At 70.2% G+C, this 23524-nt stretch carries 24 protein-coding genes; 13 read left to right on the top strand and 11 right to left on the bottom strand.

Features of this window, described 5'->3' with window-relative positions; genetic code table 11:
* Window positions 1-8: 8 nt before the first annotated feature.
* Window positions 9-722: a TerD family protein gene (locus ABZ937_RS37060; protein ID WP_361698729.1), complete on the top strand. Its 714-nt coding sequence runs from the start codon at window positions 9-11 to the stop codon at window positions 720-722.
* Window positions 723-736: 14 nt separating this feature from the next.
* Here the strand turns inward: ABZ937_RS37060 and ABZ937_RS37055 are convergent, their stop codons facing one another.
* The 6 genes from ABZ937_RS37055 to ABZ937_RS37030 form a co-directional block, all read right to left on the bottom strand.
* Entirely contained in the window at window positions 737-1474 is a 738-nt protein-coding gene (locus ABZ937_RS37055; protein WP_361698727.1) for a Tellurium resistance, read from the bottom strand.
* Window positions 1475-1562: 88 nt separating this feature from the next.
* Window positions 1563-2702, bottom strand: a complete 1140-nt coding sequence (locus ABZ937_RS37050) for a DUF475 domain-containing protein (protein WP_361698725.1) — start codon at window positions 2700-2702, stop codon at window positions 1563-1565.
* A 49-nt stretch (window positions 2703-2751) separates the two neighbouring features.
* Complete coding sequence (locus ABZ937_RS37045; RefSeq protein WP_030649440.1) at window positions 2752-3330, bottom strand: TerD family protein; 579 nt, start codon at window positions 3328-3330, stop codon at window positions 2752-2754.
* A 96-nt stretch (window positions 3331-3426) separates the two neighbouring features.
* A complete protein-coding gene (locus tag ABZ937_RS37040) occupies window positions 3427-4002 on the bottom strand; it encodes a TerD family protein (RefSeq protein WP_361698723.1) in 576 nt (191 codons plus the stop codon).
* A 139-nt stretch (window positions 4003-4141) separates the two neighbouring features.
* Window positions 4142-4600, bottom strand: coding sequence for a peroxiredoxin (locus tag ABZ937_RS37035; RefSeq protein WP_361698721.1), 459 nt, complete (start codon window positions 4598-4600; stop codon window positions 4142-4144).
* Between the two features lie 111 nt (window positions 4601-4711).
* Window positions 4712-5137 (bottom strand): DUF3052 domain-containing protein, encoded by a 426-nt coding sequence (locus ABZ937_RS37030; RefSeq protein ID WP_361698719.1) that lies wholly within the window; start codon window positions 5135-5137, stop codon window positions 4712-4714.
* Between the two features lie 385 nt (window positions 5138-5522).
* Here ABZ937_RS37030 and aceE point away from each other — a divergent pair, with 385 nt between their 5' ends.
* Window positions 5523-8270 carry a pyruvate dehydrogenase (acetyl-transferring), homodimeric type gene (gene aceE, locus ABZ937_RS37025; RefSeq protein ID WP_361698717.1) on the top strand — a complete coding sequence of 916 codons (2748 nt, stop codon included), beginning with the start codon at window positions 5523-5525 and terminating at the stop codon, window positions 8268-8270.
* A 158-nt stretch (window positions 8271-8428) separates the two neighbouring features.
* Complete coding sequence (locus ABZ937_RS37020; protein ID WP_361698715.1) at window positions 8429-9172, top strand: potassium channel family protein; 744 nt, start codon at window positions 8429-8431, stop codon at window positions 9170-9172.
* 283 nt (window positions 9173-9455) lie between these two features.
* On the opposite strand, the gene ABZ937_RS37015 is transcribed toward ABZ937_RS37020, so the two are convergent.
* Window positions 9456-11072 carry an MFS transporter gene (locus tag ABZ937_RS37015; RefSeq protein ID WP_361698713.1) on the bottom strand — a complete coding sequence of 539 codons (1617 nt, stop codon included), beginning with the start codon at window positions 11070-11072 and terminating at the stop codon, window positions 9456-9458.
* A gap of 113 nt (window positions 11073-11185) precedes the next feature.
* On the opposite strand from ABZ937_RS37015, the gene ABZ937_RS37010 reads away from it, so the two are divergent.
* From ABZ937_RS37010 to ABZ937_RS37000, 3 genes are all read left to right on the top strand, one after another.
* The gene (locus ABZ937_RS37010) at window positions 11186-11812 is read left to right on the top strand and encodes a TetR family transcriptional regulator (RefSeq protein ID WP_361698711.1); all 627 of its coding nucleotides are present in this window, start codon (window positions 11186-11188) and stop codon (window positions 11810-11812) included.
* A gap of 78 nt (window positions 11813-11890) precedes the next feature.
* The gene (locus tag ABZ937_RS37005) at window positions 11891-13108 is read left to right on the top strand and encodes an alpha/beta hydrolase (protein WP_361698709.1); all 1218 of its coding nucleotides are present in this window, start codon (window positions 11891-11893) and stop codon (window positions 13106-13108) included.
* A gap of 66 nt (window positions 13109-13174) precedes the next feature.
* Entirely contained in the window at window positions 13175-14023 is an 849-nt protein-coding gene (locus ABZ937_RS37000; protein ID WP_361698707.1) for a DUF4429 domain-containing protein, read from the top strand.
* A gap of 77 nt (window positions 14024-14100) precedes the next feature.
* Here ABZ937_RS37000 and ABZ937_RS36995 read toward each other — a convergent pair whose 3' ends face one another.
* Entirely contained in the window at window positions 14101-15117 is a 1017-nt protein-coding gene (locus ABZ937_RS36995) for an aldo/keto reductase (protein WP_361698705.1), read from the bottom strand.
* On the bottom strand, window positions 15114-15578 hold the full coding sequence (locus ABZ937_RS36990; RefSeq protein WP_361698703.1) for a MerR family transcriptional regulator: 465 nt from the start codon (window positions 15576-15578) through the stop codon (window positions 15114-15116). Before ABZ937_RS36990 ends, ABZ937_RS36995 begins: the two co-directional genes overlap by 4 nt.
* A 97-nt stretch (window positions 15579-15675) precedes the next feature.
* Here ABZ937_RS36990 and ABZ937_RS36985 point away from each other — a divergent pair, with 97 nt between their 5' ends.
* Window positions 15676-16152, top strand: coding sequence for a GNAT family N-acetyltransferase (locus ABZ937_RS36985; protein ID WP_361698701.1), 477 nt, complete (start codon window positions 15676-15678; stop codon window positions 16150-16152).
* A 19-nt stretch (window positions 16153-16171) separates the two neighbouring features.
* A complete protein-coding gene (locus ABZ937_RS36980) occupies window positions 16172-16993 on the top strand; it encodes a serine hydrolase domain-containing protein (RefSeq protein WP_361698699.1) in 822 nt (273 codons plus the stop codon).
* A 108-nt stretch (window positions 16994-17101) separates the two neighbouring features.
* Here ABZ937_RS36980 and ABZ937_RS36975 read toward each other — a convergent pair whose 3' ends face one another.
* The gene (locus ABZ937_RS36975) at window positions 17102-17755 is read right to left on the bottom strand and encodes a pirin family protein (protein ID WP_361698790.1); all 654 of its coding nucleotides are present in this window, start codon (window positions 17753-17755) and stop codon (window positions 17102-17104) included.
* Between the two features lie 85 nt (window positions 17756-17840).
* Here ABZ937_RS36975 and ABZ937_RS36970 point away from each other — a divergent pair, with 85 nt between their 5' ends.
* The 5 genes from ABZ937_RS36970 to fabF all read left to right on the top strand — a co-directional run bounded on the left by ABZ937_RS36970 (window position 17841) and on the right by fabF (window position 22831).
* Window positions 17841-19049, top strand: a complete 1209-nt coding sequence (locus ABZ937_RS36970) for a helix-turn-helix domain-containing protein (RefSeq protein WP_361698697.1) — start codon at window positions 17841-17843, stop codon at window positions 19047-19049.
* 89 nt (window positions 19050-19138) lie between these two features.
* The gene (locus tag ABZ937_RS36965; protein WP_361698695.1) at window positions 19139-20086 is read left to right on the top strand and encodes an ACP S-malonyltransferase; all 948 of its coding nucleotides are present in this window, start codon (window positions 19139-19141) and stop codon (window positions 20084-20086) included.
* A gap of 17 nt (window positions 20087-20103) precedes the next feature.
* Window positions 20104-21135 (top strand): ketoacyl-ACP synthase III, encoded by a 1032-nt coding sequence (locus ABZ937_RS36960; protein ID WP_361698693.1) that lies wholly within the window; start codon window positions 20104-20106, stop codon window positions 21133-21135.
* Window positions 21136-21215: 80 nt separating this feature from the next.
* Window positions 21216-21464: an acyl carrier protein gene (locus tag ABZ937_RS36955; RefSeq protein WP_361698691.1), complete on the top strand. Its 249-nt coding sequence runs from the start codon at window positions 21216-21218 to the stop codon at window positions 21462-21464.
* Window positions 21465-21568: 104 nt separating this feature from the next.
* Window positions 21569-22831 carry a beta-ketoacyl-ACP synthase II gene (gene fabF / locus ABZ937_RS36950; protein WP_361698689.1) on the top strand — a complete coding sequence of 421 codons (1263 nt, stop codon included), beginning with the start codon at window positions 21569-21571 and terminating at the stop codon, window positions 22829-22831.
* A 67-nt stretch (window positions 22832-22898) separates the two neighbouring features.
* Here fabF and ABZ937_RS36945 read toward each other — a convergent pair whose 3' ends face one another.
* Complete coding sequence (locus ABZ937_RS36945; protein ID WP_030341287.1) at window positions 22899-23393, bottom strand: DUF3145 domain-containing protein; 495 nt, start codon at window positions 23391-23393, stop codon at window positions 22899-22901.
* Between the last annotated feature and the right edge of the window lie 131 nt (window positions 23394-23524).

Raw genomic sequence — 23524 nt, 5'->3', positions numbered from 1 at the left:
ATGACCGCATGACGCACGCGATGCTGAAGGGGTCGAACGTCCCGCTGGAGGCCACCACGGTGCGCGCCGTGCTGCGCTGGACGCCCGGGCCGGAGGTTCCGGACGTGGACGTGTCGGCGCTGTTGCTGGGTCCCGACGGCCGTGTGCGCTCCGACGAGGACTTCGTCTTCTACAACCAGCCCCGGCACCCCTCCGGGAAGGTGTGGCGGCTCGGCAAGAAGCGGCTCGCGGACGGACTGACGGACACGATCCAGACGGACCTCTCCGGTGTGGAGCCCGCCGTCGGCCGGATCCTGCTGGTGGCCTCCGCGGACGGGGTGGCCTTCGACCAGGTGCCGGCGCTGTGCATCCTGCTGTTCGACGCGGCGGTCGCCGACGGGGAGCCGCTGGCCCGGTTCGAGATCAAGCCGGAGACCGGTGCGGAGACGGCGCTGATCTGCGGTGAGCTGTACCGGCGCGGGGAGGGCTGGAAGTTCCGGGCGCTGGGCGAGGGCTACTCGAACGGGCTGAAGGGGCTCGCCACGGACTTCGGCATCTCGGTGGACGAGTCGGAGGCGGCGGCCGAGCCGACGTCGTCCCAGCCGCTGCCTCCGGAGCAGCCGACGTCCGCGGTGCCTCAGCAGCAGCCCGCGTACGGCTATCCGCAGCCGGTGCCGCCGGCTGTGGCGGGGGACGGTTACTTCCGGCTGCCGCCGCAGGGGCCGCAGTTCATCGGGCGGTAGTCCGCCCAAGGGGGCTACCTGTCCGCCTTCGTCTTGAAACCCCTGCCCCACTGCAGGCCCCAGCCGTACAGGCGGTCCAGTTCGCCCTGGAAGCCGTAGACGAACTTCACCTCGCGGCGGACCGTCAGTTCGCCCTTGACGTTCTCGATCATGACGACGGCGCAGGAGCGGGCCTGGGGATGGCGTTCGTCCAGGCCTATCTCGATGCGGGGGCCGTTGCTGGGGTAGAGGGTGACGACGGCGTGCGTACGGTCGAAGGCGGGGGTCTGGTCGTAGATGTAGACGAAGACCAGCAGCCGCTTGAGGGCGTCCCGGTGGTCGAGATTGACGTACATCGTCTCGCCGGACGCGGAGCCGAACCGGTCGTCGCCGCTGAGTTTGATGTACGGCGGTGCGTTGGTGTCACCGAGGTAGCCGCCCAGCGGCTGTACGACCCCCTTGGTGCCGTCCGTCAGCTCGTACAGGCAGCCGAGGTCGAGGTCGACGTTGACCATGCTCTGGCCGTGGCCGAGGACCTCGGGTGGTTTCAGTGCCTTGAAGGGGTGCCGGAACAGGCTGGTGCGCTGGGTTCCGTCGAAGTCGGAGGTCCGCATCCGCCAGGAGAGATTGATGCGCAGGTGGCCGGTGGCCGCTTCCTGCTTGGTGAGGGACACCGTCTGGTGCCGCCTGGTCAGTTCGATGGCGTTGGTCGACGCGTTGCCCGAGTCGAAGTCGGCGGCGCGCCCGCCCAGCAGTCCGTCGAAGAAACCCATTCCCGCCCCCAGGTACCCGTTGTGACACCGAAGGGGCGGCCGACCGCGTCGGCCGCCCCGCTCAGAGCGTTCCTCCCCGGCCGGGGTGTCACACCCCGGAGGAGACCTCGGCCTTCTCGCCGGTGCCCTCGCCCTCCGCGGCCAGCGCGCGGTTGCGGCGGACGGAGGAGAAGAAGGACCAGGCGATCAGGACGACACCGACCAGACCGGTGATGACCTCGTTGATCTCGTACTGGATGGTGATCATGAGGATCACGGCGAGGGCGCCGATGGCGTAGTGGGCGCCGTGCTCCAGGTAGACGTACTCGTCGAGGGTGCCCTGGCGGACCAGGTAGACCGTGAGCGACCGGACGTACATCGCGCCGATGCCGAGGCCGAGGGCCATCAGGACGATGTCGTTGGTGATGGCGAAGGCGCCGATCACACCGTCGAAGGAGAAGGACGCGTCCAGGACCTCCAGGTAGAGGAACATGAAGAACGCGGCCTGGCCGGCCAGGACGATCGCGGGCTTCTGCCTGCCGGTGCGGGCGGCCTCTTCCTCCTCCTCGTGCTCGCGCTCCTCCTCTTCCTCCAGCTTGTCCTCGAAGTAGCCGGAGAGGCCGCCGACGACCATGTAGGTGATCAGGCCGGCGATGCCGGCGATCAGGACCGTCTGGGCCTTGTCCGCATGGGCGCCGCCGTGCTGGTGGGCGTGGGTGGCGAAGGTGAAGGACGTGATCAGCAGGGCGATCAGGGCGATGCAGACCGACAGCATGTCGACCTTGCCGAGCTTGGCCAGGGGCCGCTCGATCCAGCGCAGCCACTGGATGTCCCGGTCCTCGAAGATGAAGTCGAGGAAGATCATCAGCAGGAACATGCCACCGAAGGCGGCGATCGCCGGGTGGGCGTCGGTGACCAGCTCCTGGTAGCGGTCCTTGTTGTTGAGCGCGAGGTCGACAGCCTCGATCGGGCCCAGCTTGGCGCTGATCGCGACGATGACGACGGGGAAGACCAGCCGCATGCCGAAGACGGCGATGAGGACGCCGACGGTGAGGAAGATCTTCTGCCAGAAGGCGTTCATCTTCTTCAGGATTCCGGCGTTGACCACCGCGTTGTCGAAGGACAGCGAGATCTCGAGGACGGCCAGGATCGCCACGAGTCCGAAGGCGGTCCACCCCCCGTAGAACGCCGCCGCGACCAGACCGAGCGCGGTGACCGCGAACGACCAGCCGAAGGTTTTGAGAAGCACTGGCTACCCCATCATCTGTGTACGGGTCTCCCCCGCGCCGTACGCGGCTTTACGAAACATTGACTCCGAAGTCTAGAGCGATGCCCCGGAGCCCCGACGCGTACCCCTGACCCACTGCACGGAACTTCCACTCGCCCTGATAGCGGTACAGCTCGCCGAAGATCATCGCGGTCTCGGTGGAGGCGTCCTCGCTGAGGTCGTACCGGGCCAGTTCCTGGCCGTCGGCCTGGTTCACGACGCGGATGAAGGCGTTGGAGACCTGGCCGAAGGTCTGGCCGCGCTCGTCCGCCATGTGGATCGAGACGGGGAAGATGATCTTCTCGCACTGCGGGGGGACCTTGGCGAGGTCCACCAGGATCGACTCGTCGTCGCCCTCGCCCTCACCGGTGAGGTTGTCGCCGGTGTGCTCCACGGAGCCGTCGGGGCTCGTCAGCTGGTTGTAGAACACGAACCACTCGTCGCCCAGCACCCGGTTCCCGGCGCCGCACAGCAGCGCGCTGGCGTCCAGGTCGAAGGGGGCGCCGGTGGTGGAGCGCGCGTCCCAGCCGAGCCCGATCATGACGTTGGTGAGGTTCGGTGCGGCCTTGGAGAGGGAGACGTTGCCTCCCTTGGCGAGCGTGACGCCCATGATGCTGGTCCTCCCCTGGTGGTGCTTCCCTGGTTGTCCTGCGCGTCCGGCGCCGCCCGTAAACGGTGCGGCGCCGGACTCAAGGGCTGTTCCGTGTCAGACGTTGACGCCGAAGTCCTGCGCGATGCCGCGCAGGCCCGAGGCGTAGCCCTGGCCGATGGCGCGGAACTTCCACTCCGCGCCGTGCCGGTACAGCTCGCCGAAGACCATGGCCGTCTCGGTGGAGGCGTCCTCGCTCAGGTCGTAGCGAGCGATCTCCTGCCCGCCGGCCTGGTTCACGACGCGGATGAAGGCGTTGCGGACCTGGCCGAAGGACTGCTGGCGGTTCTCGGCGTCGTAGATCGACACCGGGAACACGATCTTGTCGACGTCGGCCGGGACACCGGCCAGGTCGACCTTGATCTGCTCGTCGTCGCCCTCGCCCTCACCGGTGAGGTTGTCACCGGTGTGCTCCACGGAGCCGTCGGGGCTCTTCAGGTTGTTGAAGAAGACGAAGTGCTGGTCGCTGATGACCTTGCCGGCGTTGTTCAGCAGCAGCGCGCTGGCGTCGAGGTCGAAGTCCGTGCCGGTCGTGGTGCGCACGTCCCACCCCAGGCCGACGATGACGGCGGTCAGGCCCGGGGCCTCCTTCGTCAGCGATACGTTGCCGCCCTTGCTGAGGCTGACTCCCACGGGTCCTCCATGTGGTGTTCAGGGGCGGGGAGCCCCGTCGTGCTTCGGATATGGGATCAACGTGCCGATCCTAGTGACGGGTTCCCGCCCCCCGCAGACCCTGGAGCCGAAGAATCACAGGTGTCGGCCCGCGGCCGGCTCACAGGGTGTCGAGCGCCTTCACGTACTCGCCGAGGTCACGGGCGTCCGGCAGGCCGTTGACCACGGTCCACCGCACGACGCCCTCCTTGTCGATGATGAAGGTGCCGCGGACGGCGCAGCCCTTGTCCTCGTCGAAGACGCCGTAGGCGCGCGACACGTTGCCGTGCGGCCAGAAGTCGCTGAGCAGCGGGTACTCCAGGCTCTCCTGCTCGGCGAAGACGCGCAGGGTGTGGATGGAGTCGTTGGAGACGGCGAGCAGCTGGGTGTCGCGGTCCGAGAACTTCGGCAGGTTGTCGCGCAGCTCGCACAGCTCGCCGGTGCAGACACCGGTGAAGGCGAAGGGGTAGAAGAGCAGGACCACGTTCTTCTCGCCGTGGAAGTCCGAGAGCTTCACGCTCCGGCCGTGGTTGTCCTTCAGCTCGAAGTCGGGCGCTTTGTCGCCGACCTGGATCGCCATCGTCGTGCATCCCTTCGGTGGGCTGTTCGGAGGAGAACAGCCTACGGCCGCGGGGGCGGCGGTCACCCGGAGGGGCCCGCCGCCCCCGCGTCGCTCACCTGCGGGAGGCGGTCACCGCTTCGAGGCCTTCGGCGTCAGCAGCCTGCTGCCGTTCCAGTCCTTGCCGACGCTGACGCTCTTGGTCTGCGACAGGCCGGCCGTCTGTGCGGCGTCGCTGATGTCACTGGGCTCGATGTACCCGTCCCGGCCGGTCTTCGGCGTCAGGAGGAGGATCTGGCCGTTCTCTTCGAGGAGGCTGAGGGCGTCGACCAGCGCATCCGTCAGGTCACCGTCCTCGTCACGGAACCACAGCAACACGACGTCGGCCACGTCGTCGTAGTCCTCGTCCACCAGCTCGTTGCCGATGGTTCCCTCGATGGACTCGCGGAGTTCCTGGTCCACGTCGTCGTCGTAGCCGAGCTCCTGGACCACCTGGTCGGGCTGGAACCCCAGCCTGACGGCCAGGCTCGTCTCCGCGTGGTCCGCGGTCGCGCTCACGGTCTGCCTCCTGATCATGATCTTCGGGAACAACTTCGGCCACGCGCGTGCGCGTGGCGCTTGGGCGTAGTCCACACGTGCGGGACCGATCGCGCAAGTACCCGGCCGTCGGGACCGCCGAAACGGTGACGATCCCGGCCGTGTCGCCGCAACTCCTGGCACCGTATCCCGATTCCCGGTGACCCACACCACACCGATGTGCCCGATTTGCGCGATTCGGAATCATCCGGGCTTACGCAGCTCGAACAACTTTGCCAAGCGCGTCACACCCCGGGCGTATCGTTGCGTTTTGACCGGTGGAGATGACGTACGCCGTCCCGAGGTACACGATGGGGAACGGTGTAGGCAGGTGCAGAAACTGGCCCTCTGACAGGTAAGGAACAGCGTGCCTTCCGGATCCGATCGCAACCCGATCATCATTGGCGGCCTTCCGAGTCAGGTTCCTGACTTCGATCCCGAAGAGACCCAGGAGTGGCTCGACTCCCTCGACGCCGCCGTCGACGAGCGCGGCCGGGAGCGGGCCCGCTATCTCATGCTGCGCCTGATCGAGCGGGCCCGCGAGAGGCGCGTGGCCGTGCCCGAGATGCGCAGCACGGACTACGTCAACACGATCCCCACCCGGGCCGAGCCGTTCTTCCCCGGCAACGAGGAGATCGAGCGCAGGATCCTCAACGCGACCCGCTGGAACGCGGCCGTGATGGTCTCCCGTGCCCAGCGCCCGGGCATCGGCGTCGGCGGCCACATCGCCACCTTCGCCTCCTCCGCCTCGCTGTACGACGTGGGCTTCAACCACTTCTTCCGCGGCAAGGACGAGGGCGACGGCGGCGACCAGGTCTTCTTCCAGGGCCACGCCTCCCCGGGCATCTACGCGCGCGCGTACATGCTGGACCGCCTCACCGAGGAGCAGCTGGACGGCTTCCGCCAGGAGAAGTCGAAGCACCCGAACGGCCTGTCCAGCTACCCGCACCCGCGCTCGATGCCGGACTTCTGGGAGTTCCCGACGGTCTCCATGGGCCTCGGCCCGCTCGGCGCGATCTACCAGGCGCGGATGAACCGCTACATGCAGGCGCGCGGCATCGCCGACACCTCGAAGTCGCACGTGTGGGCGTTCCTCGGCGACGGCGAGATGGACGAGGTGGAGTCGCTCGGCCAGCTGACCATCGCCGCGCGCGAGGGCCTGGACAACCTGACCTTCGTGGTCAACTGCAACCTGCAGCGGCTGGACGGCCCGGTGCGCGGCAACGGCAAGATCATCCAGGAGCTGGAGTCGGTCTTCCGGGGCGCCGGCTGGAACGTGATCAAGCTGATCTGGGACCGCACCTGGGACCCGCTGCTCGCGCAGGACCGGGACGGCATCCTCGTCAACAAGATGAACACGACCCCGGACGGGCAGTTCCAGACGTACGCCACCGAGTCCGGCGCCTACATCCGGCAGCACTTCTTCGGCGACGACCACCGGCTGCGCGCGATGGTCGAGAACATGACCGACGACCAGATCCTGCACCTGGGCCGCGGCGGTCACGACCACCGCAAGATCTACGCGGCGTTCAAGGCGGCGGTCGAGCACAAGGGCCAGCCGACCGTGATCCTGGCCAAGACGATCAAGGGCTGGACGCTGGGCCCCAACTTCGAGGGCCGCAACGCCACGCACCAGATGAAGAAGCTGACGGTCGACGACCTCAAGCGCTTCCGGGACCGTCTGCACCTGCCGATCTCCGACAAGGAGCTGGAGTCCGGCGCGCCGCCGTACTACCACCCGGGCCGGGACTCGGAGGAGATCCAGTACATGCACGACCGCCGCAAGGGGCTCGGCGGTTACGTCCCGACCCGCGTCGTCCGCTCCGAACCGCTCGCCCTGCCGGACGACAAGGCGTACGCGACCGTGAAGAAGGGCACGGGCCAGCAGTCCATCGCGACGACCATGGCCTTTGTGCGCCTCCTCAAGGACCTCATGCGGGACAAGGAGATCGGCAAGCGGTTCGTACTGATCGCGCCGGACGAGTACCGCACGTTCGGCATGGACTCCTTCTTCCCGAGTGCGAAGATCTACAACCCGCTCGGCCAGCAGTACGAGGCGGTGGACCGCGATCTGCTGCTCGCGTACAAGGAGTCGCCCACGGGCCAGATGCTGCACGACGGCATCTCGGAGGCGGGCTGCACGGCGTCGCTGATCGCGGCGGGTTCCGCGTACGCCACCCACGGCGAACCGCTCATCCCGGTCTACGTCTTCTACTCGATGTTCGGTTTCCAGCGCACGGGTGACCAGTTCTGGCAGATGGCCGACCAGCTGGCCCGCGGATTCGTGCTGGGCGCGACCGCCGGCCGTACGACCCTGACCGGTGAGGGTCTCCAGCACGCCGACGGCCACTCGCAGCTGCTGGCGTCCACCAACCCGGCGTGCGTGGCGTACGACCCGGCGTACGGCTACGAGATCGCGCACATCGTGCAGGACGGCCTGCGCCGGATGTACGGCGGTGACGCCGAGCACCCGCACGGCGAGGACGTCTTCTACTACCTCACCGTCTACAACGAGCCCGTCCAGCACCCGGCCGAGCCGGCGGACGTGGACGTCGAGGGCATCGTCAGGGGCGTCCACAGGATCGGCAAGGGCACGAGCGGCTCGATCCCGGCGCAGATCATGGCGTCGGGCGTGGCGGTCCCGTGGGCGCTGGAGGCGCAGAAGATCCTCGCCGAGGAGTGGAACGTCAAGGCGGACGTGTGGTCCGCGACCTCCTGGAACGAGCTGCGCCGCGAGGCCGTGGCGTGCGAGGAGCACAACCTGCTGCACCCGGAGGAGGAGCAGCGGGTGCCGTACGTGACGCGGAAGCTCAGCGGCGCGGAGGGTCCGTTCGTGGCCGTGTCCGACTGGATGCGATCGGTTCCGGACCAGATCGCGCGCTGGGTGCCGGGCACGTACCAGTCGCTCGGCGCCGACGGCTTCGGCTTCGCCGACACCCGGGGTGCCGCGCGCCGCTTCTTCCACATCGACGCCCAGTCGATCGTGGTCGCGGTGCTGACCGAGCTGGCGCGCGAGGGCAAGGTCGACCGGTCCGCGCTGAAGCAGGCCATCGACCGGTACCGGCTGCTGGACGTCTCGGCGGCGGAGCCGGGGGCGGCGGGCGGCGACGCGTAGCCGCTGCGCCGGGCTTCGGCCGACCGACCGAGAAAGGTCGTGAGGATCTGCGGGCCCGGTGGGGGCTGGTCGCGCCCACGCGGCGGAGCCGCATGTCGACGCAGCCCCGCGCCCCTTCGGGGGCGCGGGGCCGTTACTGTTTCTTTACGATGCAGGGCATGAAGGAACTCTCGGCGCAGACGCGGTGGGAGCGGCACACCCAGCGGCCGCTGTTGGCTCTCGCGGTGGCCTTCGCGGTCGCCTACGCGGTGCCGATCGTGGACGATTCCGCCGGCCACTCCCTGACGGCCGCGTGCACGGCGGTGGAGTGGCTGGTGTGGGGGGCGTTCGCCGTCGACTACCTGGTCCGGCTGACCCTCGCCCCGCAGCGCAAGGAGTTCGTACGGCGGCACTGGCTGGACCTGTGCGCGGTGGTGCTGCCGATCCTGCAGCCGCTCCGGCTGCTGCGGCTGGTGTCGACGCTGTTGCTGGTGGGCCGGCGGGCCCGGATGGCCCCGCAGATCCGGCTGACCACGTATGTCGTCGGGGCCGTGGTCGGTCTGCTGATGTTCGGCTCGCTGGCGGTGCTGTCGGTGGAGCGGGAGTCGCCGCACGGGAACATCCGGACGCTGGGTGACGCCGTGTGGTGGTCGTTCACGACGATGACGACCGTGGGGTACGGGGATCACGCGCCGACGACCGGGCTCGGGCGGATGATCGCGGTCGGGCTGATGCTGTCGGGGATCGCGTTGCTCGGTGTCGTCACGGCGAACATCGCCGCGTGGTTCATCTCGCGGTTCGAGAAGGACGACGTGGAGGAACGGCGACAGACGGAGGCGATCGCTTCTCTGACGGAGGAGGTCCGCCTGCTGCGGGCGGAGGTGGAGCGGTTGGCCACGGAACGGGACAAACAGCGGAGCTGACCCCGAAGGGGCGCGGGGCTGCGTCGATATGCGGCTCCGCCGCGTGGGCGCGACCAGCCCCCACGTACCCGCAGCCGAAGAGCGGCCGAAGCGCCGCAGGCGAACGCGCCGCAGGCCGGCGCGCGCTGCCCCCTCCGCAGCGCGCGCCGCGGCCCGGCGGTCCCCCCATGCCCTGCGGAGGACTTGACCCACTGTGACCTGCGGCGCGTGCCGGGGGCGAGGAATCTTTAGCGGAGTCACCCTGATAGGCGAACTCCGCCGGAAGAAGGCATGAATCGCGGGGTCAGACGTGACCCACGCCCGCGCCCGCCTCCGCGTTCGCGCCCCGCTTGGTGAGCAGCGCGACGAGCACGGCGACCAGGGCCACGCCGGCCGCGACCAGGGAGGCGAGGCCCATGCCGGAGAGGAACGTGTCGTGGGCGACGGTGGTGATCTTCGCGACGATCGGCTCCGGCATGCCCTTGGCCACCGGCGCCTGGCCGACCTGCACCGCCTCGGACGCCTGGTCCAGCTGCTCGGGGGTCAGCTTCGGCAGCCCCGCGTCCGCCCAGTTGCCCGGGAGTTCGCTGTCGACCCTGGACGCCATCACGGCACCCAGCACCGCCGTACCGAGGCTGCTGCCGATCTGCATGGCCGCCTGCTGGAGGCCGCCCGCCACACCGGACAGCTCCAGGGGGGCGTTGCCGACGATGACCTCCGTGGCGCCGACCATGACCGGCGCGAGGCCGAGGCCGAGCAGGGCGAACCAGACGGACATCACACCGCTGCCGGTGTCGGCCTCCAGCGTGGACATGCCGTAGAGCGCGACCGCGGTCACGGCCATGCCGAAGGCGAGCGGGATGCGCGGGCCGAGCTTGGTGATGGCGGTGCCGGCGAGCGGCGAGCCGACGATCATCATGCCGGTGAGCGGCAGCAGGTGCGCGCCGGCCTTGACGGGGCTCATCCCGTGGACGTTCTGCAGGTAGAACGTGACGAAGAACAGGCCGCCCATGAAGGAGATGGCCATCAGGACCATCAGGACGACACCCGCCGACAGGGCGACCGAGCGGAACAGGCCCAGCGGGATCAGCGGTTCGGCGACCCTCGTCTCCCAGAAGGAGAAGACGGCGAAGAGCACGACGGACCCGGCGATGAACAGCCATGTCTTGGTGTCGCCCCAGCCCCAGGTCGGGGCCTTGATGAGCGCCCAGACCAGGCAGAACATCGCGCCGGACAGCAGGACGATGCCGGGGATGTCGAAGGAGCGCGGGGCGTTCTCGGCCCGGTGGTCGAGCAGGATCAGCGTGCCGAGGAGCAGCGCGATGACACCGACCGGCACGTTGATGAAGAACACCGACTGCCAGTTGACGTGCTCGACGAGGACGCCGCCGAGGATCGGGCCGCCCGCCGTGGACGCGCCGATCACCATGCCCCACACGCCGATGGCCATGTTGAGCTTCTCGGCCGGGAAGGTGGCCCGCAGGACGCCGAGCGCGGCCGGCATCAGCAGCGCGCCGAAGAGGCCCTGGAAGACACGGAAGGTGACGACCGCGGAGATGCTGCCGGACAGACCGATGGCACCGGAGGCCGCGGCGAAGCCGGTCACGCCGATGAGGAAGGTCTGCCGGTGGCCGAAGCGGTCACCGAGCTTGCCCGCGGTGATCAGGGTGACCGCGAGAGCGAGGAAGTAGGCGTTGGAGACCCACTGCACGTCGGCGAAGGACGCGTGCAGATCGTCGCGGATCGCCGGGTTGGCGATGGCCACGATGGTGCCGTCCAGGGCCACCATCATGACCCCTACGGCGACGGTGATGAGGGTGAGCCACGGATGGCCGCGCAGGCCCCCGGCCGGCTGCGGCCCGGACGGGGCTGCCGGTGCTTCGTCCCCCGGCCCCGTCGCATCGATGGTCTGACTAGTCATACTCTCAGGCTAGTGACAGCCACTGACAGTTGACAAACCTATTCACAAGTCGGTTACTGACAGGACATCGGGGACCCAGGCCGGCCTGGCCCGGCGTTCACAGGAGAGGGGCCATGGAGACGCTGCGTGACCGCAAGAAGCGGCGCACACGGGAGGCGCTGCTGCGGGCCGCTTTCGAGCTGTTCACCACCAAGGGCTACGAGCAGACGACCATCGACGAGATCGCCGAGGCCGTCGACGTCTCGCAGCGCACCTTCTTCCGCTACTTCGCGGGCAAGGAGGACGCGGCCTTCGCGGTGCAGGCGATGACCGAGACGGCCTTCGTCGCGGCCGTGCGCGCGCGTCCCCCGCACGAGGCGCCCATGCAGGCCCTGCGGCAGGCGTTCCTGGAGGGCTGGGACGCGATCCGCGAGACCGTCGAGTCGATCGTCCCGGTCGAGCTGTACCTGCGCATGTACCGGACGATCGACTCCACACCCGCGCTGCTCGCCGCCCATCTGCGCCGGTCGGCGACGACGGAGGAGACCATCGCGCGCGTGCTGGCCGAGCGGGAGGGCGTGGACGTGGACACCGATCCGCGGCCCCGGCTGGCGGTGGCCGTCTTCGGTGGGGTGATAAGGGTCACCGAACGGCAGTGGTGCACGAGCGAGGACTTCAGCCTGGAGTCGATCCGCGCGCTCACCGCGACATACCTCGATCAGGTGGGTTCGGCGCTCACGGGAAACTGGCGCACCACCTGAGGGGTTGAGATCAACGAAACGTGATCCCTGTCACTCGGTTACCCCGAGACCCGCTCGTTCTCCTAGTGTGTCCTCCCAGTGACTTCCTTCGATACCTCCCCGCAATTCAACGTCTGGCGCGCACTGCTTGCGCTGGCCGTGGTGTTCGTGATGCTGGCGACCACCGGCTGGACCGCCCTGCGCAGCCACCGGGGCTCGACAGCACTGCAGGCCTCGCTCACCAAGTGGGAGCACGGCCGACTCCACGGCCACCACCTGCCGGACCCCGAGGCCGCCCCCGCTCGCCTCAGCCGCTTCTTCGCCTCGATCAGCGCGCACGACCAGGGCCGCCTCGCCCACCGCTACCCGCTCGCGGTCGGCAACATGAACGGCGCCCCCGCCGCCCTGCGCTACAAGGCCAACCGCATCGCGCTGGAGCAGGCCCGCAAGGTCGAGAAGAAGCGGATGCACGACAGCCGGCTCAGCACGGCGGGCCAGCAGGACGCGGGCCGCCGGATGCACCGCTACGAGGCTCTGCTGAGCCCCGGCCGGCAGATCCTGGCCTTCGACCCCGAGGGCTCGGGCCGGATCGCCGAGGTGTTCGGCGACCTCACCTCGGCACAGCGGGTCTCGGTCGTCGTCCCCGGCGTCGACACCGACCTGCTCACCTTCCAGCGGACGTACCGCAAGTACAGCGCCCCGGTCGGCATGGCCAAGGCCCTGTACGCGGCCGAGCGCACGGCGAGCCCCTCGACCCGTACGGCCGTGATCGCCTGGGCCGACTACACCTCGCCCGACGGGCTCGGGGTGGACGCGGCCACCGGACTGCGCGCCCAGGAGGGGGCGATACGGCTGAACGCGCTGCTGCGCGCCCTGCCCGGCCGGATCCAGGTGTCGATGTTCTGTCACAGCTACGGCTCGGTGGTCTGCGGGGTCGCCGCGCGCGGCATGCCCCGCCGGGTCACCGACATAGCGGTGGCCGCGAGCCCCGGCATGCGCGTCACCAAGGCCTCCCACCTGGGCACGACGGCCCGGGTGTGGGCCATGCGGGACGCCAGCGACTGGGTGCAGGACGTCCCGTACCTGGAGCTGGGCGGCCTCGGTCACGGCGCCGACCCGGTGTCCTCGGAGTTCGGGGCGCGGGTGCTGTCGGCCCGGGACGCCCAGGGGCACAGCGGCTACTTCCTGCCCGGCACGGACAGTCTGCGCAACCTCGCCGACGTCGGCGTGGGCGCGTACGAGGCAGTGACGTGCCAGGCGGAGAACGATGCGTGCCGGTCCGGTCTGTCCGGCACGACGACAGCCGGACGCGCGTAGAAGCAGCAGGAAGTGCGGTCTGCGCGGGTGGCGACGGAGGAGCACGTGCCGCATACGATGAGCCGCATGGGTGACGTACTGGCGGGTTTTCATGCCGTCTGGGAGTTCGAGTCCGACTCCGTGCTCATCCGTTACGAACGGGGGATTCGAACACCGAAGCTGTTCCAGGCGCTCGGCGAACGGCGGATTCCGCTGTCCGCGGTCGAGGGGGTGACCCTCTCCCCTGGCAAGCGCGGCACGGTCGTCCTGCGCCTCACGCCACGCCCCGGCGCCGATCCGCTGATGGAGGCGGCCGACGGCCAGCTGAAGGAGGGCTCCGACCCGTACCGGCTGGTGCTGCCGGCCGAGCGGGAGACGCTCGCCGAGTACTACGCCGACGAGCTGAAGGGGCTGCTGACCGAGTCCGGCCCCGCCGAACGGCACCTGGTGGCGGCACCCGAGGCGCCGCTGCACTTCAAGGCGTACGACGGGAAGGCGTCCTTCGACGGGACGTCCGTGCAGTTCCGCTGGTCCTGGACGGGGGCGTCCTCGGCGAAGTGGAAGGCCGGCGACCAGAGCTTTCCGGTGACCGGGCTGAGCGGGGTGGAGTGGCGCTCGCCGGAGGTCTTCGAGGGGCATCTGCGCCTGTTGCCGCGTGACCCGGGCTCCGGGCGGTCGACCCAGCCGGACCAGGATCCGGCGTCGGTGGTGTTCGGCCTGGGCTACGGGCCGGTGCACGAGTCGCTGCCGTTCGCCGCGGCCGTGCTGGCGGCGGTGCGCTCGCGGGGGCCGGTCCCCGTGGCACCGGCCCCGTCACGGCGTGACCCCGCCGACATCGCCGAGCGGATCCGGCATCTCGGGGAGCTGCACCAGGCCGGGCTCGTCACCGACGAGGAGTTCTCCTCCAAGAAGGCCGAGTTGCTGGCCGAGCTGTAGCGGCCGGCCGCGCCGCCGCGCGAGGCGAGGGCGCGGGCCCGCACGGCCGCCCGCGCCCCTGCGGACCGGACCGGCTGCTACTCCCGGCCCGCGGAAGCGAAGCTCATGTCCGGGTAGCGGGTGCCCGCCACCTTGGCCGCGATCGGCTCCAGCAGGGCCAGTTCCGCCTCGGTCAGCGTGATCCGCGTCGCCGCCACGTTCTCCTCCACCCGGCCCGGCTTGCGGGTGCCCGGGATCGGGACCACCCTCAGGCCGTCGGCCGTCGCCCGCTGCTGCACCCAGGCCAGGGCGATCTGGCCGAGGGTGGCCCCGTGGGCCTCGGCGATCGTGCGGAGGGGCTCCAGGAGGGCCGCGTTGGCGGTCGCGTTGGCGCCGGTGAAGCGGGGGTGCTGGCGGCGGAAGTCGTCGGCCGTGAGGTCCTGCTCGGCGTGGGTGAAGGAGCCGGTGAGGAAGCCGCGGCCGAGCGGCGAGTACGGCACCAGGGCGACGCCCAGGTCACGCACGGCCGGTACGACCCGCGCCTCGATGTCCCGGCTGAACAGGGACCACTCCGACTGCACGGCGGCGATCGGGTGCACCGCGTGCGCGGCGCGCAGCTCGTCGGCGGTGACCTCGCTCAGCCCGAGGTGCTTGACCTTGCCCTCGCGGACCAGCTCCGCCATCGTGCCGACGGTCTCCTCGATGGGGACGCGCACATCGCGGCGGTGCATGTAGTAGACGTCGATCACGTCGACGTCGAGCCGCTTCAGGCTGGCCTCGACGGCCTCGCGGATGTACGGCGCGTCGTTGCGGATGACCCGCTTGGTCGGGTCGCCCGCCGGGATCGACAGCGCGAACTTGGTGGCGATGACCACCTCGTCCCGGTGCGCCTTGAAGAACGGGGACAGGAACCGTTCGTTCTCCCCCGCGCCGTAGGCGTCCGCCGTGTCGTACAGCGTCACGCCCAGCTCCAGCGCCCGCTCCAGCGCGGCACGCGCCTCGCCGGCGTCCGTGGGGCCGTAGGCGAAGCTCATGCCCATGCAGCCGAGGCCCTGCACGCCGACCTCCGGTCCGTCCGTGCCGAGCCGTACCGTCGCCAACCTGGAGTCGGTCATCGGGTGGTTCCCTCCGTCGCGTAGAAGCTGATCTTGCGGTCGAGTACGGCGAGCGTGTCCCGCAACTCGGCGATCCGGGCCAGGACGTCCCCGCGGGTCGACTCCAGCAGGGCGCGCCGCTCCCCGTACGTGTTCTCGCCCTCCCTGACCAGTTCCGCGTACCGGACCATGTCCGCCACCGGCATGCCGGTCAGCCGGAGCTTGGTCACGAAGTCCAGCCAGTCCAGGTCGCGGTTGCTGTAGCGGCGCTGGCCGGTGTGCGAGCGGTCGACGTGCGGCATCAGGCCGATCCGCTCGTACCAGCGCAGGGTGTGCGCGGTCAGGCCGGTGAACGCGACGACCTCGCTGATCGTGTAGCGGTCCTGGCCGTCGGGGCGGGGGTGGCGCCGGGGTGGGGCGGAGCAGATGTCGGCGGGGGTGGCGTGGTCGATGGCCGCTGGCGTGGTCTGCATCACCGTCATGGCACCCACGCTATGACCTTGGAGTGCACTCCAAGCAAGCGGGGCCGGTAAGAAATCCGCAGGACGGACACCGGGGCCGGTGAGTAGCGTGCGGCGCATGAGTCTCGCACGCCGGGCCCGGCCCGAGGACGCCGCTGAAGTGCTGCGACTGCGCCAGCTGATGATCGATTCCCTGTGGAGCGCGGGAGGCGCCGGACCGACCGACTGGCACGCCGAGTCGCTGCCGACGCTGACGGAGCGGCTCGCCGATGGGGACGGGGACTTCGCCGCGTTCGTCGTGGACCGGCCCGACCGGCCGGGGGCGCTGGCCGCGCTGGTGGCGGGGACGGTGGAGTACCGCATCGGCAAGGCCGGCAATCCGCGGGGCCGGGTCGGGCAGGTCTTCAGTGTCGCGACCGACCCGGACGCCCGGCGGCGGGGCTACGCGCGCGCGTGCATGGAGGAGCTGCTGGCCTGGTTCCGGGCGCGGGGCGCGGGGCATGTGCTGCTCAACGCCTCGCCGGAGGCCGAGCCGCTGTACTCCTCCCTCGGCTTCACGCGGGATCCCGACCCGTCGATGCGGCTGCTGCTGTGAGCCGCATAGGCTCGGACGCATGTCGTTGCAGAGCCTGGCGCTGATCGAGAACTGGCCCGTCCCCACCGCCGCGGCGGGTGTCGTACGAGCCGACGGGACCGTCCTCGGGACGCACGGTCCCGTCGGGCACCGCTTTCCGCTGGCCTCCGTCACCAAGCCGCTGGCGGCGTACGCGGCGCTGGTGGCGTACGAGGAGGGTGCGATCGAGCTGGACGAGCCGGCCGGTCCGCCCGGGGCGACGGTCCGTCATCTGCTGGCGCACACCGCCGGGCTGGCGTTCGACGAGCACCGGGTGACGGCCGCGCCCGGGGAGCGGCGGCTGTACTCCAACGCCGGGTTCGAGCAGCTCGGGGACCATGTCGAGAAGGCGACGGACATTCCGTTCGCGGAGTATCTGCGGCAGGCGGTGCTGGAGCCGCTGGGGATGACGTCGACGTCGCTGGAGGGCTCCCCGGCGAAGGACGGCGTGTCCACGGTGGCCGACCTGCTGCGGTTCGCGGCGGAGGTGCAGGCGCCGCGGCTGCTGGATCCGCGGACCGTCGCGGAGGCGATGACCGTGCAGTACCCGGGGACGAAGGGTGTCCTGCCGGGCTACGGCCACCAGAACCCGAACGACTGGGGGCTGGGCTTCGAGATCCGCGACTCCAAGTCGCCGCACTGGACGGGGTCTTCGTCCTCGCCGCGCACGTTCGGACACTTCGGGCAGTCCGGTACGTTTCTGTGGATCGACCCGGATGCGGGTGTGGCCGGGGTTGCGCTGACGGACCGGGCGTTCGGGCCCTGGGCGATCGAGGCGTGGCCGGTGTTCACGGACGCGGTGCTCGGCGAGCTGCGAGGCTGAGCCCGGCTGCGGCTGGGCGGGGGTGGGTTTCGACGGGACTGCAGCTCCCCAGGGGCGCGGGGAACTGCGCGATCAGCCCCCACCGGGCCGCAGCCGGACGACAACCCCCTACGCCCCCATCTCCCACAGCAGCAGCTCGGTCGCCGTCAGACCCACCGCCTCCAAGCCCGCCGCACCGGCGATCCGTGCCGAGTCGCCCGCGTCCAGCCGCTCCTCCCCCAGCCGGACGGCGCCCCGTACCACGTGGACGTACACGGACGCTCCGGCCGGCACCGCCGTCCGCTCCTGGGCCGCCAGTCGCCGTATGTGCAGCACGGCGCCCGCCCCCGGCACCGCGTACGGCGTGGAGTCGGCGATGCCCGGGACGATCCCGTACGACGGCTCCCCGCCGGGGACCTGTGGTGCCAGCCACATCTGGATGAAGGTGAGCGGCGACGACCCGTCGTTGCGCTCGACGTGCCGGACGCCCGCCGCCGCGCTGAGGTGCTGGACGTCGCCGGGGCGGACCTTCGTCTCGTGGCCGGTGGAGTCGCGGTGGGTCAGCTCGCCCTCGACGACCCAGGTGACGATCTCGGTGTGGCTGTGCGGGTGCTCGTCGAAGCCGGCGCCGGGAGCGAGCCGCTCCTCGTTGCAGGCGATGATCGCGCCGAAGCGGAGGTTGCCGGGGTCGTAGTGGGGGCCGAAGGAAAAGGCGTGCCACGACTCGATCCCGGCCTCCGGCTCACCCCCTGGATAGCGCTCGTCGGCGCGCCGTACGTCCATCACGGGCACCACGGTAGACCCCGCTCCGGGGGCTGAGCCCGACCCGGCGGCACGCACCGGAGTCCGGATAAGGCAGTCTTGTCCCGTGCCCGAACCCGAATCCCACAACGGTGATCCCACAGCCCACAGCGTCCCCCACCCGCATGCCGCGACCCTGAAGCGGCTGGAGAAGTCCTCCGGGAGTCTCGCCGCGCAGGCCATCGCGCGCATGGACGAGTCCCTGACGTGGTACCGGGCCATGCCCCCGGAGAACCGTTCCTGGATCGGCCTCGTCGCCCAGGCCGGCATCGCGGCCTTCACCGAGTGGTTCCGGCACCCGGACGCCCCCCAGGCGATCTCGACCGATGTCTTCGGGACGGCGCCGCGCGAGCTGACCCGGGCCATCACCCTGCGGCAGACCGTGGAGATGGTGCGCACCACCATCGAGGTCATGGAGTCCGCCATCGACGAGGTGGCCGCCCCCGGTGACGAGAGCGTGCTGCGCGAGGCGCTCCTCGTGTACGCCCGGGAGATCGCCTTCGCCACCGCGCAGGTGTACGCCCAGGCCGCCGAGGCACGGGGTGCCTGGGACGCGCGGCTGGAGTCGCTGGTCGTGAACGCCGTGCTCAGCGGGGAGGCGGACGAGGGTGCCGTGAGCCGGGCCGCGGCTCTCGGGTGGAACTCGCCCGAGCATGTGTGCGTGGTGCTCGGGACCGCGCCCGACGGCGACAGCGAGCTGACTGTCGAGGCCATCCGGCGGGCCGCGCGGCACGCCAAGCTGCAGGTGCTCACCGGGGTGCTCGGGGACCGGCTGGTCGTCATCGCCGGCGGCAGTTCCAATCCGCTCGCCGTGGCCAGGTCGCTGATCGGGCCGTACGCCGCCGGGCCGGTCGTCGCCGGGCCCGTCGTCCCCGATCTGCTGGCCGCCACCCGGTCCGCGCAGGCCGCCGCCGCGGGGCTGAAGGCGTGTTCCGCCTGGCAGGACGCGCCGCGGCCGGTACTGGCGGACGATCTGCTGCCGGAGCGGGCCATGGCCGGTGATCCGAGCGCCCGCGAGCAGCTGGTGGAGGAGATCTACAGACCGCTGGAGGAGGCCGGCTCCGCGCTCCTGGAAACCCTGAGTGTCTACCTGGAGCAGGCGAGCAGCCTGGAAGGCGCGGCGAGGATGCTCTTCGTTCACCCGAACACCGTGCGCTACCGGCTCCGACGTGTGACAGACGTCACCGGTTGGTCGCCTTCGGATGTACGATCCGCGTTCACACTACGGATCGCGCTCATCCTGGGGCGCCTGGCCGACGCCGATACCCCCGCATAGGGTTTTGTCGGAGGCCCACAAAAGCCCCTCGTGTTCTTCGTCCCTGTCCCCACGGGCGGCTCCGGCCGTCCCCAAGAGAGAGTGTGAGAGTGCTCGTACTCGTCGCTCCCGGCCAGGGCGCCCAGACGCCCGGCTTCCTGACTCCCTGGCTCGAACTGCCCGGTGCCGCGGACCGCGTCGCCGCGTGGTCGGACGCCATCGGACTGGACCTGGTGCACTACGGCACCCAGGCCGACGCCGACGCCATCCGTGACACCGCGGTGGCGCAGCCGCTGCTGGTCGCCGCCGGCATCCTGTCCGCGGCGGCACTCGGTGACATCTCCGAGGTCGCCCCGGGCGCGGTCGCGGGTCACAGCGTCGGTGAGATCACCGCCGCCGCCTTCGCGGGCGTCCTGGACGACACGGCCGCCCTGGGCCTCGTCCGCAAGCGGGGACTCGCGATGGCCGACGCCGCCGCGGTCACCGAGACCGGCATGGCGGCGCTGCTCGGCGGCGCCCCCGAGGTGACCCTGCCGCATCTGGAGAAGCTGGGCCTGACCCCGGCGAACATCAACGGCGCGGGCCAGATCGTCGCCGCCGGCACGCTGGAGCAGCTGGCCGCGCTGGCCGAGGACAAGCCGGAGGGCGTCCGCAAGGTCGTCCCGCTGAAGGTCGCGGGTGCCTTCCACACCCGTCACATGGCTCCCGCGGTGGAGATCCTGGCCGAGGCCGCGGCGGCGCTGTCGCCGGCCGACCCCAAGGTGACGTACGTCTCCAACAAGGACGGCCGGGCCGTCGCGTCCGGCGCCGAGGTGCTGGAGCGGCTGGTCGGGCAGGTCGCCAACCCGGTCCGCTGGGACCTGTGCATGGAGACGTTCCAGGAGCTGGGCGTCACCGCGATCGTCGAGGTGTGTCCGGGCGGCACCCTGACCGGCCTGGCCAAGCGGGCCCTGCCCGGTGTCAAGACACTCGCTCTGAAGACCCCCGACGACCTCGACGCCGCCCGCGAGCTGATCGCAGAGGTGTCCGCGCCTGCCGCTGACGCGGCGGGCGCCTGACAAGGAGCCACGAGAGCATGTCGAAGATCAAGCCCAGCAAGGGCTCCCCGTATGCGCGCATCCTCGGCGTCGGCGGTTACCGGCCGGTCCGGGTCGTGCCCAACGAGGTGATCCTCGAGAAGATCGACTCCTCCGACGAGTGGATCCGCTCGCGCTCCGGCATCGAGACCCGGCACTGGGCGGGTCCCGAGGAGACCGTGGCCGCGATGGCGATCGAGGCGTCCGGCAAGGCCATCGCAGACGCCGGTATCGCCGCCGAGCAGATCGGCGCGGTGGTCGTCTCGACCGTCTCGCACTTCAGCCAGACCCCGGCCGTCGCCACCGAGATCGCCGACAGGCTCGGCACGAACAAGGCCGCCGCCTTCGACATCTCGGCCGGCTGCGCGGGCTTCGGCTACGGCCTGACGCTCGCCAAGGGCATGGTGGTGGAAGGTTCCGCCGAGTACGTGCTCGTGATCGGTGTGGAGCGGCTGAGCGACCTGACCGACCTGGAGGACCGGGCGACCGCGTTCCTGTTCGGTGACGGCGCCGGCGCGGTCGTGGTCGGCCCCTCGAAGGAGCCGGCGATCGGCCCGACCGTGTGGGGCTCCGAGGGCGACAAGGCCGAGACGATCAAGCAGACCGTCCCGTGGGACCGTTTCCGGCTCGGTGACCTCTCCGAGCTGCCGCTCGACAGCGACGGCAACATCAAGTTCCCTGCGATCACGCAGGAGGGCCAGGCGGTGTTCCGCTGGGCCGTGTTCGAGATGGCGAAGGTCGCCCAGCAGGCGCTGGACGCGGCCGGGATCACCCCGGACGACCTGGACGTCTTCATCCCGCACCAGGCCAATGTGCGGATCATCGACTCAATGGTGAAGACGTTGAAGCTGCCGGAGCATGTCACGGTCGCCCGTGACATCCGCACCACCGGCAACACCTCGGCCGCCTCGATCCCGCTCGCGATGGAGCGGCTCCTGGCGACCGGGGAGGCGAAGAGCGGCGACACCGCGCTCGTCATCGGATTCGGGGCGGGTCTCGTCTACGCCGCCACGGTCGTTACCCTCCCCTAGGCACTCCGTGCCGGATCATGCGAACCGGTACGGGATCTTCTGCCACAAACCGTCTGGATTATCGAAGAAGGAGCGCCGACATGGCCGCCACTCAGGAAGAGATCGTCGCCGGTCTCGCGGAGATCGTGAACGAGATCGCCGGCATCCCGGTCGAGGACGTCCAGCTGGACAAGTCCTTCACCGACGACCTGGACGTCGACTCGCTGTCCATGGTCGAGGTCGTCGTCGCCGCCGAAGAGCGCTTCGACGTGAAGATCCCGGACGACGACGTCAAGAACCTCAAGACCGTCGGCGACGCGACGAACTACATCCTCAAGCACCAGAGCTGACTCACCCCGTAGCTCAGGCTGCTAGGCCCCGCCACCCGGCGGTGGCGCCGTAATCCCCGCAGACGCGGGGGAGTCCTCCCGTATCCGTTGGAGAAAGAATTCCCGTGAGCCCGACCAATCGCACCGTGGTCGTCACCGGTATCGGCGCAACCACACCGCTGGGTGGCGACGCAGCCTCGACCTGGGAGGCCCTCGTCACCGGCACGTCCGGTGTCAGCCTCCTGAAGCAGGAGTGGGCGGCAGACATGCCGGTCAGGATCGCCGCGCAGATCGCCGTCGAGCCTGGCGAGATCATTCCCCGCCCGCAGGCCCGCAAGCTGGACCGGTCGGCGCAGTTCGCGCTGATCGCCGCTCAGGAGGCCTGGAAGGACGCCGGTTTCACCGCCAAGGCCGGCGAGGACGCGTCCGTGAACCCCGACCGTCTGGGTGCGGTCATCGCCTCCGGCATCGGCGGCGTGACGACGCTCCTGGACCAGTACGACGTACTCAGGGAGAAGGGCGTACGCCGGGTCTCCCCGCACACCGTGCCGATGCTGATGCCCAACTCGCCGGCGGCCAACGTCGGTATCGAGCTGGGTGCCCGCGCCGGTGTGCACACCCCGGTCTCGGCCTGCGCCTCGGGCGCGGAGGCCATCGGGTACGCGATCGAGATGATCCGCACCGGGCGTGCGGACGTGGTCGTGGCCGGTGGTACCGAGGCCGCCATCCACCCGCTGCCGATCGCCGCGTTCGGCAACATGATGGCGATGTCCAAGAACAACGACGACCCGCAGGGCGCCTCGCGGCCCTACGACGCGGGCCGGGACGGCTTCGTGCTCGGCGAGGGCGCCGGTGTGATCGTCCTGGAGTCCGAGGAGCACGCGAAGGCCCGCGGCGCCCGGATCTACGTGGAGGCGGTCGGGCAGGGCATCTCCGCCGACGCCCACCACATCACGCAGCCCGAGCCGTCCGGCAACGGCATCGCGCACGCGCTGCAGAACCTGATGGACCACACGGACCTGAAGCCGGCCGAGATCGTGCACGTGAACGCGCACGCCACCTCGACGCCGCAGGGTGACGTGGCCGAGATCAAGGCGCTGCGGAAGGTGTTCGGCGACGACGTCGACCACATGGCGATCTCCGCGACCAAGTCGATGACCGGTCACCTGCTGGGTGGCGCCGGTGGTATCGAGACGGTCGCGTCGATCCTGGCGCTCGTGAACCGTACGGCTCCGCCGACGATCAACATCGAGAAGCTCGACCCCGAGGTCAACGCGGACGTGGTGACCGGCGAGGCCCGTCAGCTGCCCGAGGGGCGTATCGCCGCGCTGAACGACTCGTTCGGCTTCGGCGGGCACAACGTGGTCCTGGCGTTCAGGACCGTCTGAGTTCCGTGACGTGCGACGGCCCGGTCTCCTGTGGTGGAGGCCGGGCCGTTCGCCGTATCGGGGCGCTTCACACCACCTGGTGCAGCCAGCGCACCGGGGCGCCCTCTCCGGCGTAGCGGAACGGCTCCAGTTCGTCGTCCCACGGCTTGCCCAGGAGCTTGGCGATCTCCGCCTCCAGGTCGGTCTCGCCGCGCTGAGACCGCGTCAGCGCCGCGCGGAGGCGGTCCTCGGGGATCAGGATGTCGCCGTGGATGCCGGTGACGGCGTGGAAGATGCCGAGGTCGGGGGTGCAGCTGTAGCGCTCGCCCTCGGCGGTCGGGCAGGGCTCGGCGGTGACTTCGAAGCGCAGCAGGTGCCAGCCGCGCAGCGCGGAGGCGAGCTTGGAGGCGGTGCCGGCCTCGCCCTGCCAGGAGAACTCCGAACGCCAGGTGCCGGGGGCCGCGGGCTGCCGGATCCAGTCGAGGTTTACGCGCGTGCCGAGCACCCCGGCGACGGCCCACTCGACGTGCGGGCACAGCGCGCGCGGCGCGGAGTGCACGTACAGAACTCCACGTGTCGTCACCGGAACCTCCGGGCAGAGCGGGACATCTTGCGGACTGGCTGGGCGGCTGTGGCGCGACGGCCGCGTTGATGGCGAGGCTACCTTGCGGCGGCGCAAGGAGTGTGACGTACCGTCGGTCCCGGGGCCAGGAA

The organism is Streptomyces sp. NPDC046727, assembly GCF_040645635.1.
Classification (GTDB): domain Bacteria; phylum Actinomycetota; class Actinomycetes; order Streptomycetales; family Streptomycetaceae; genus Streptomyces.
Note: the sequence above shows the minus strand (reverse complement) of the source record. Positions and strands in the feature narration are given on the sequence as shown.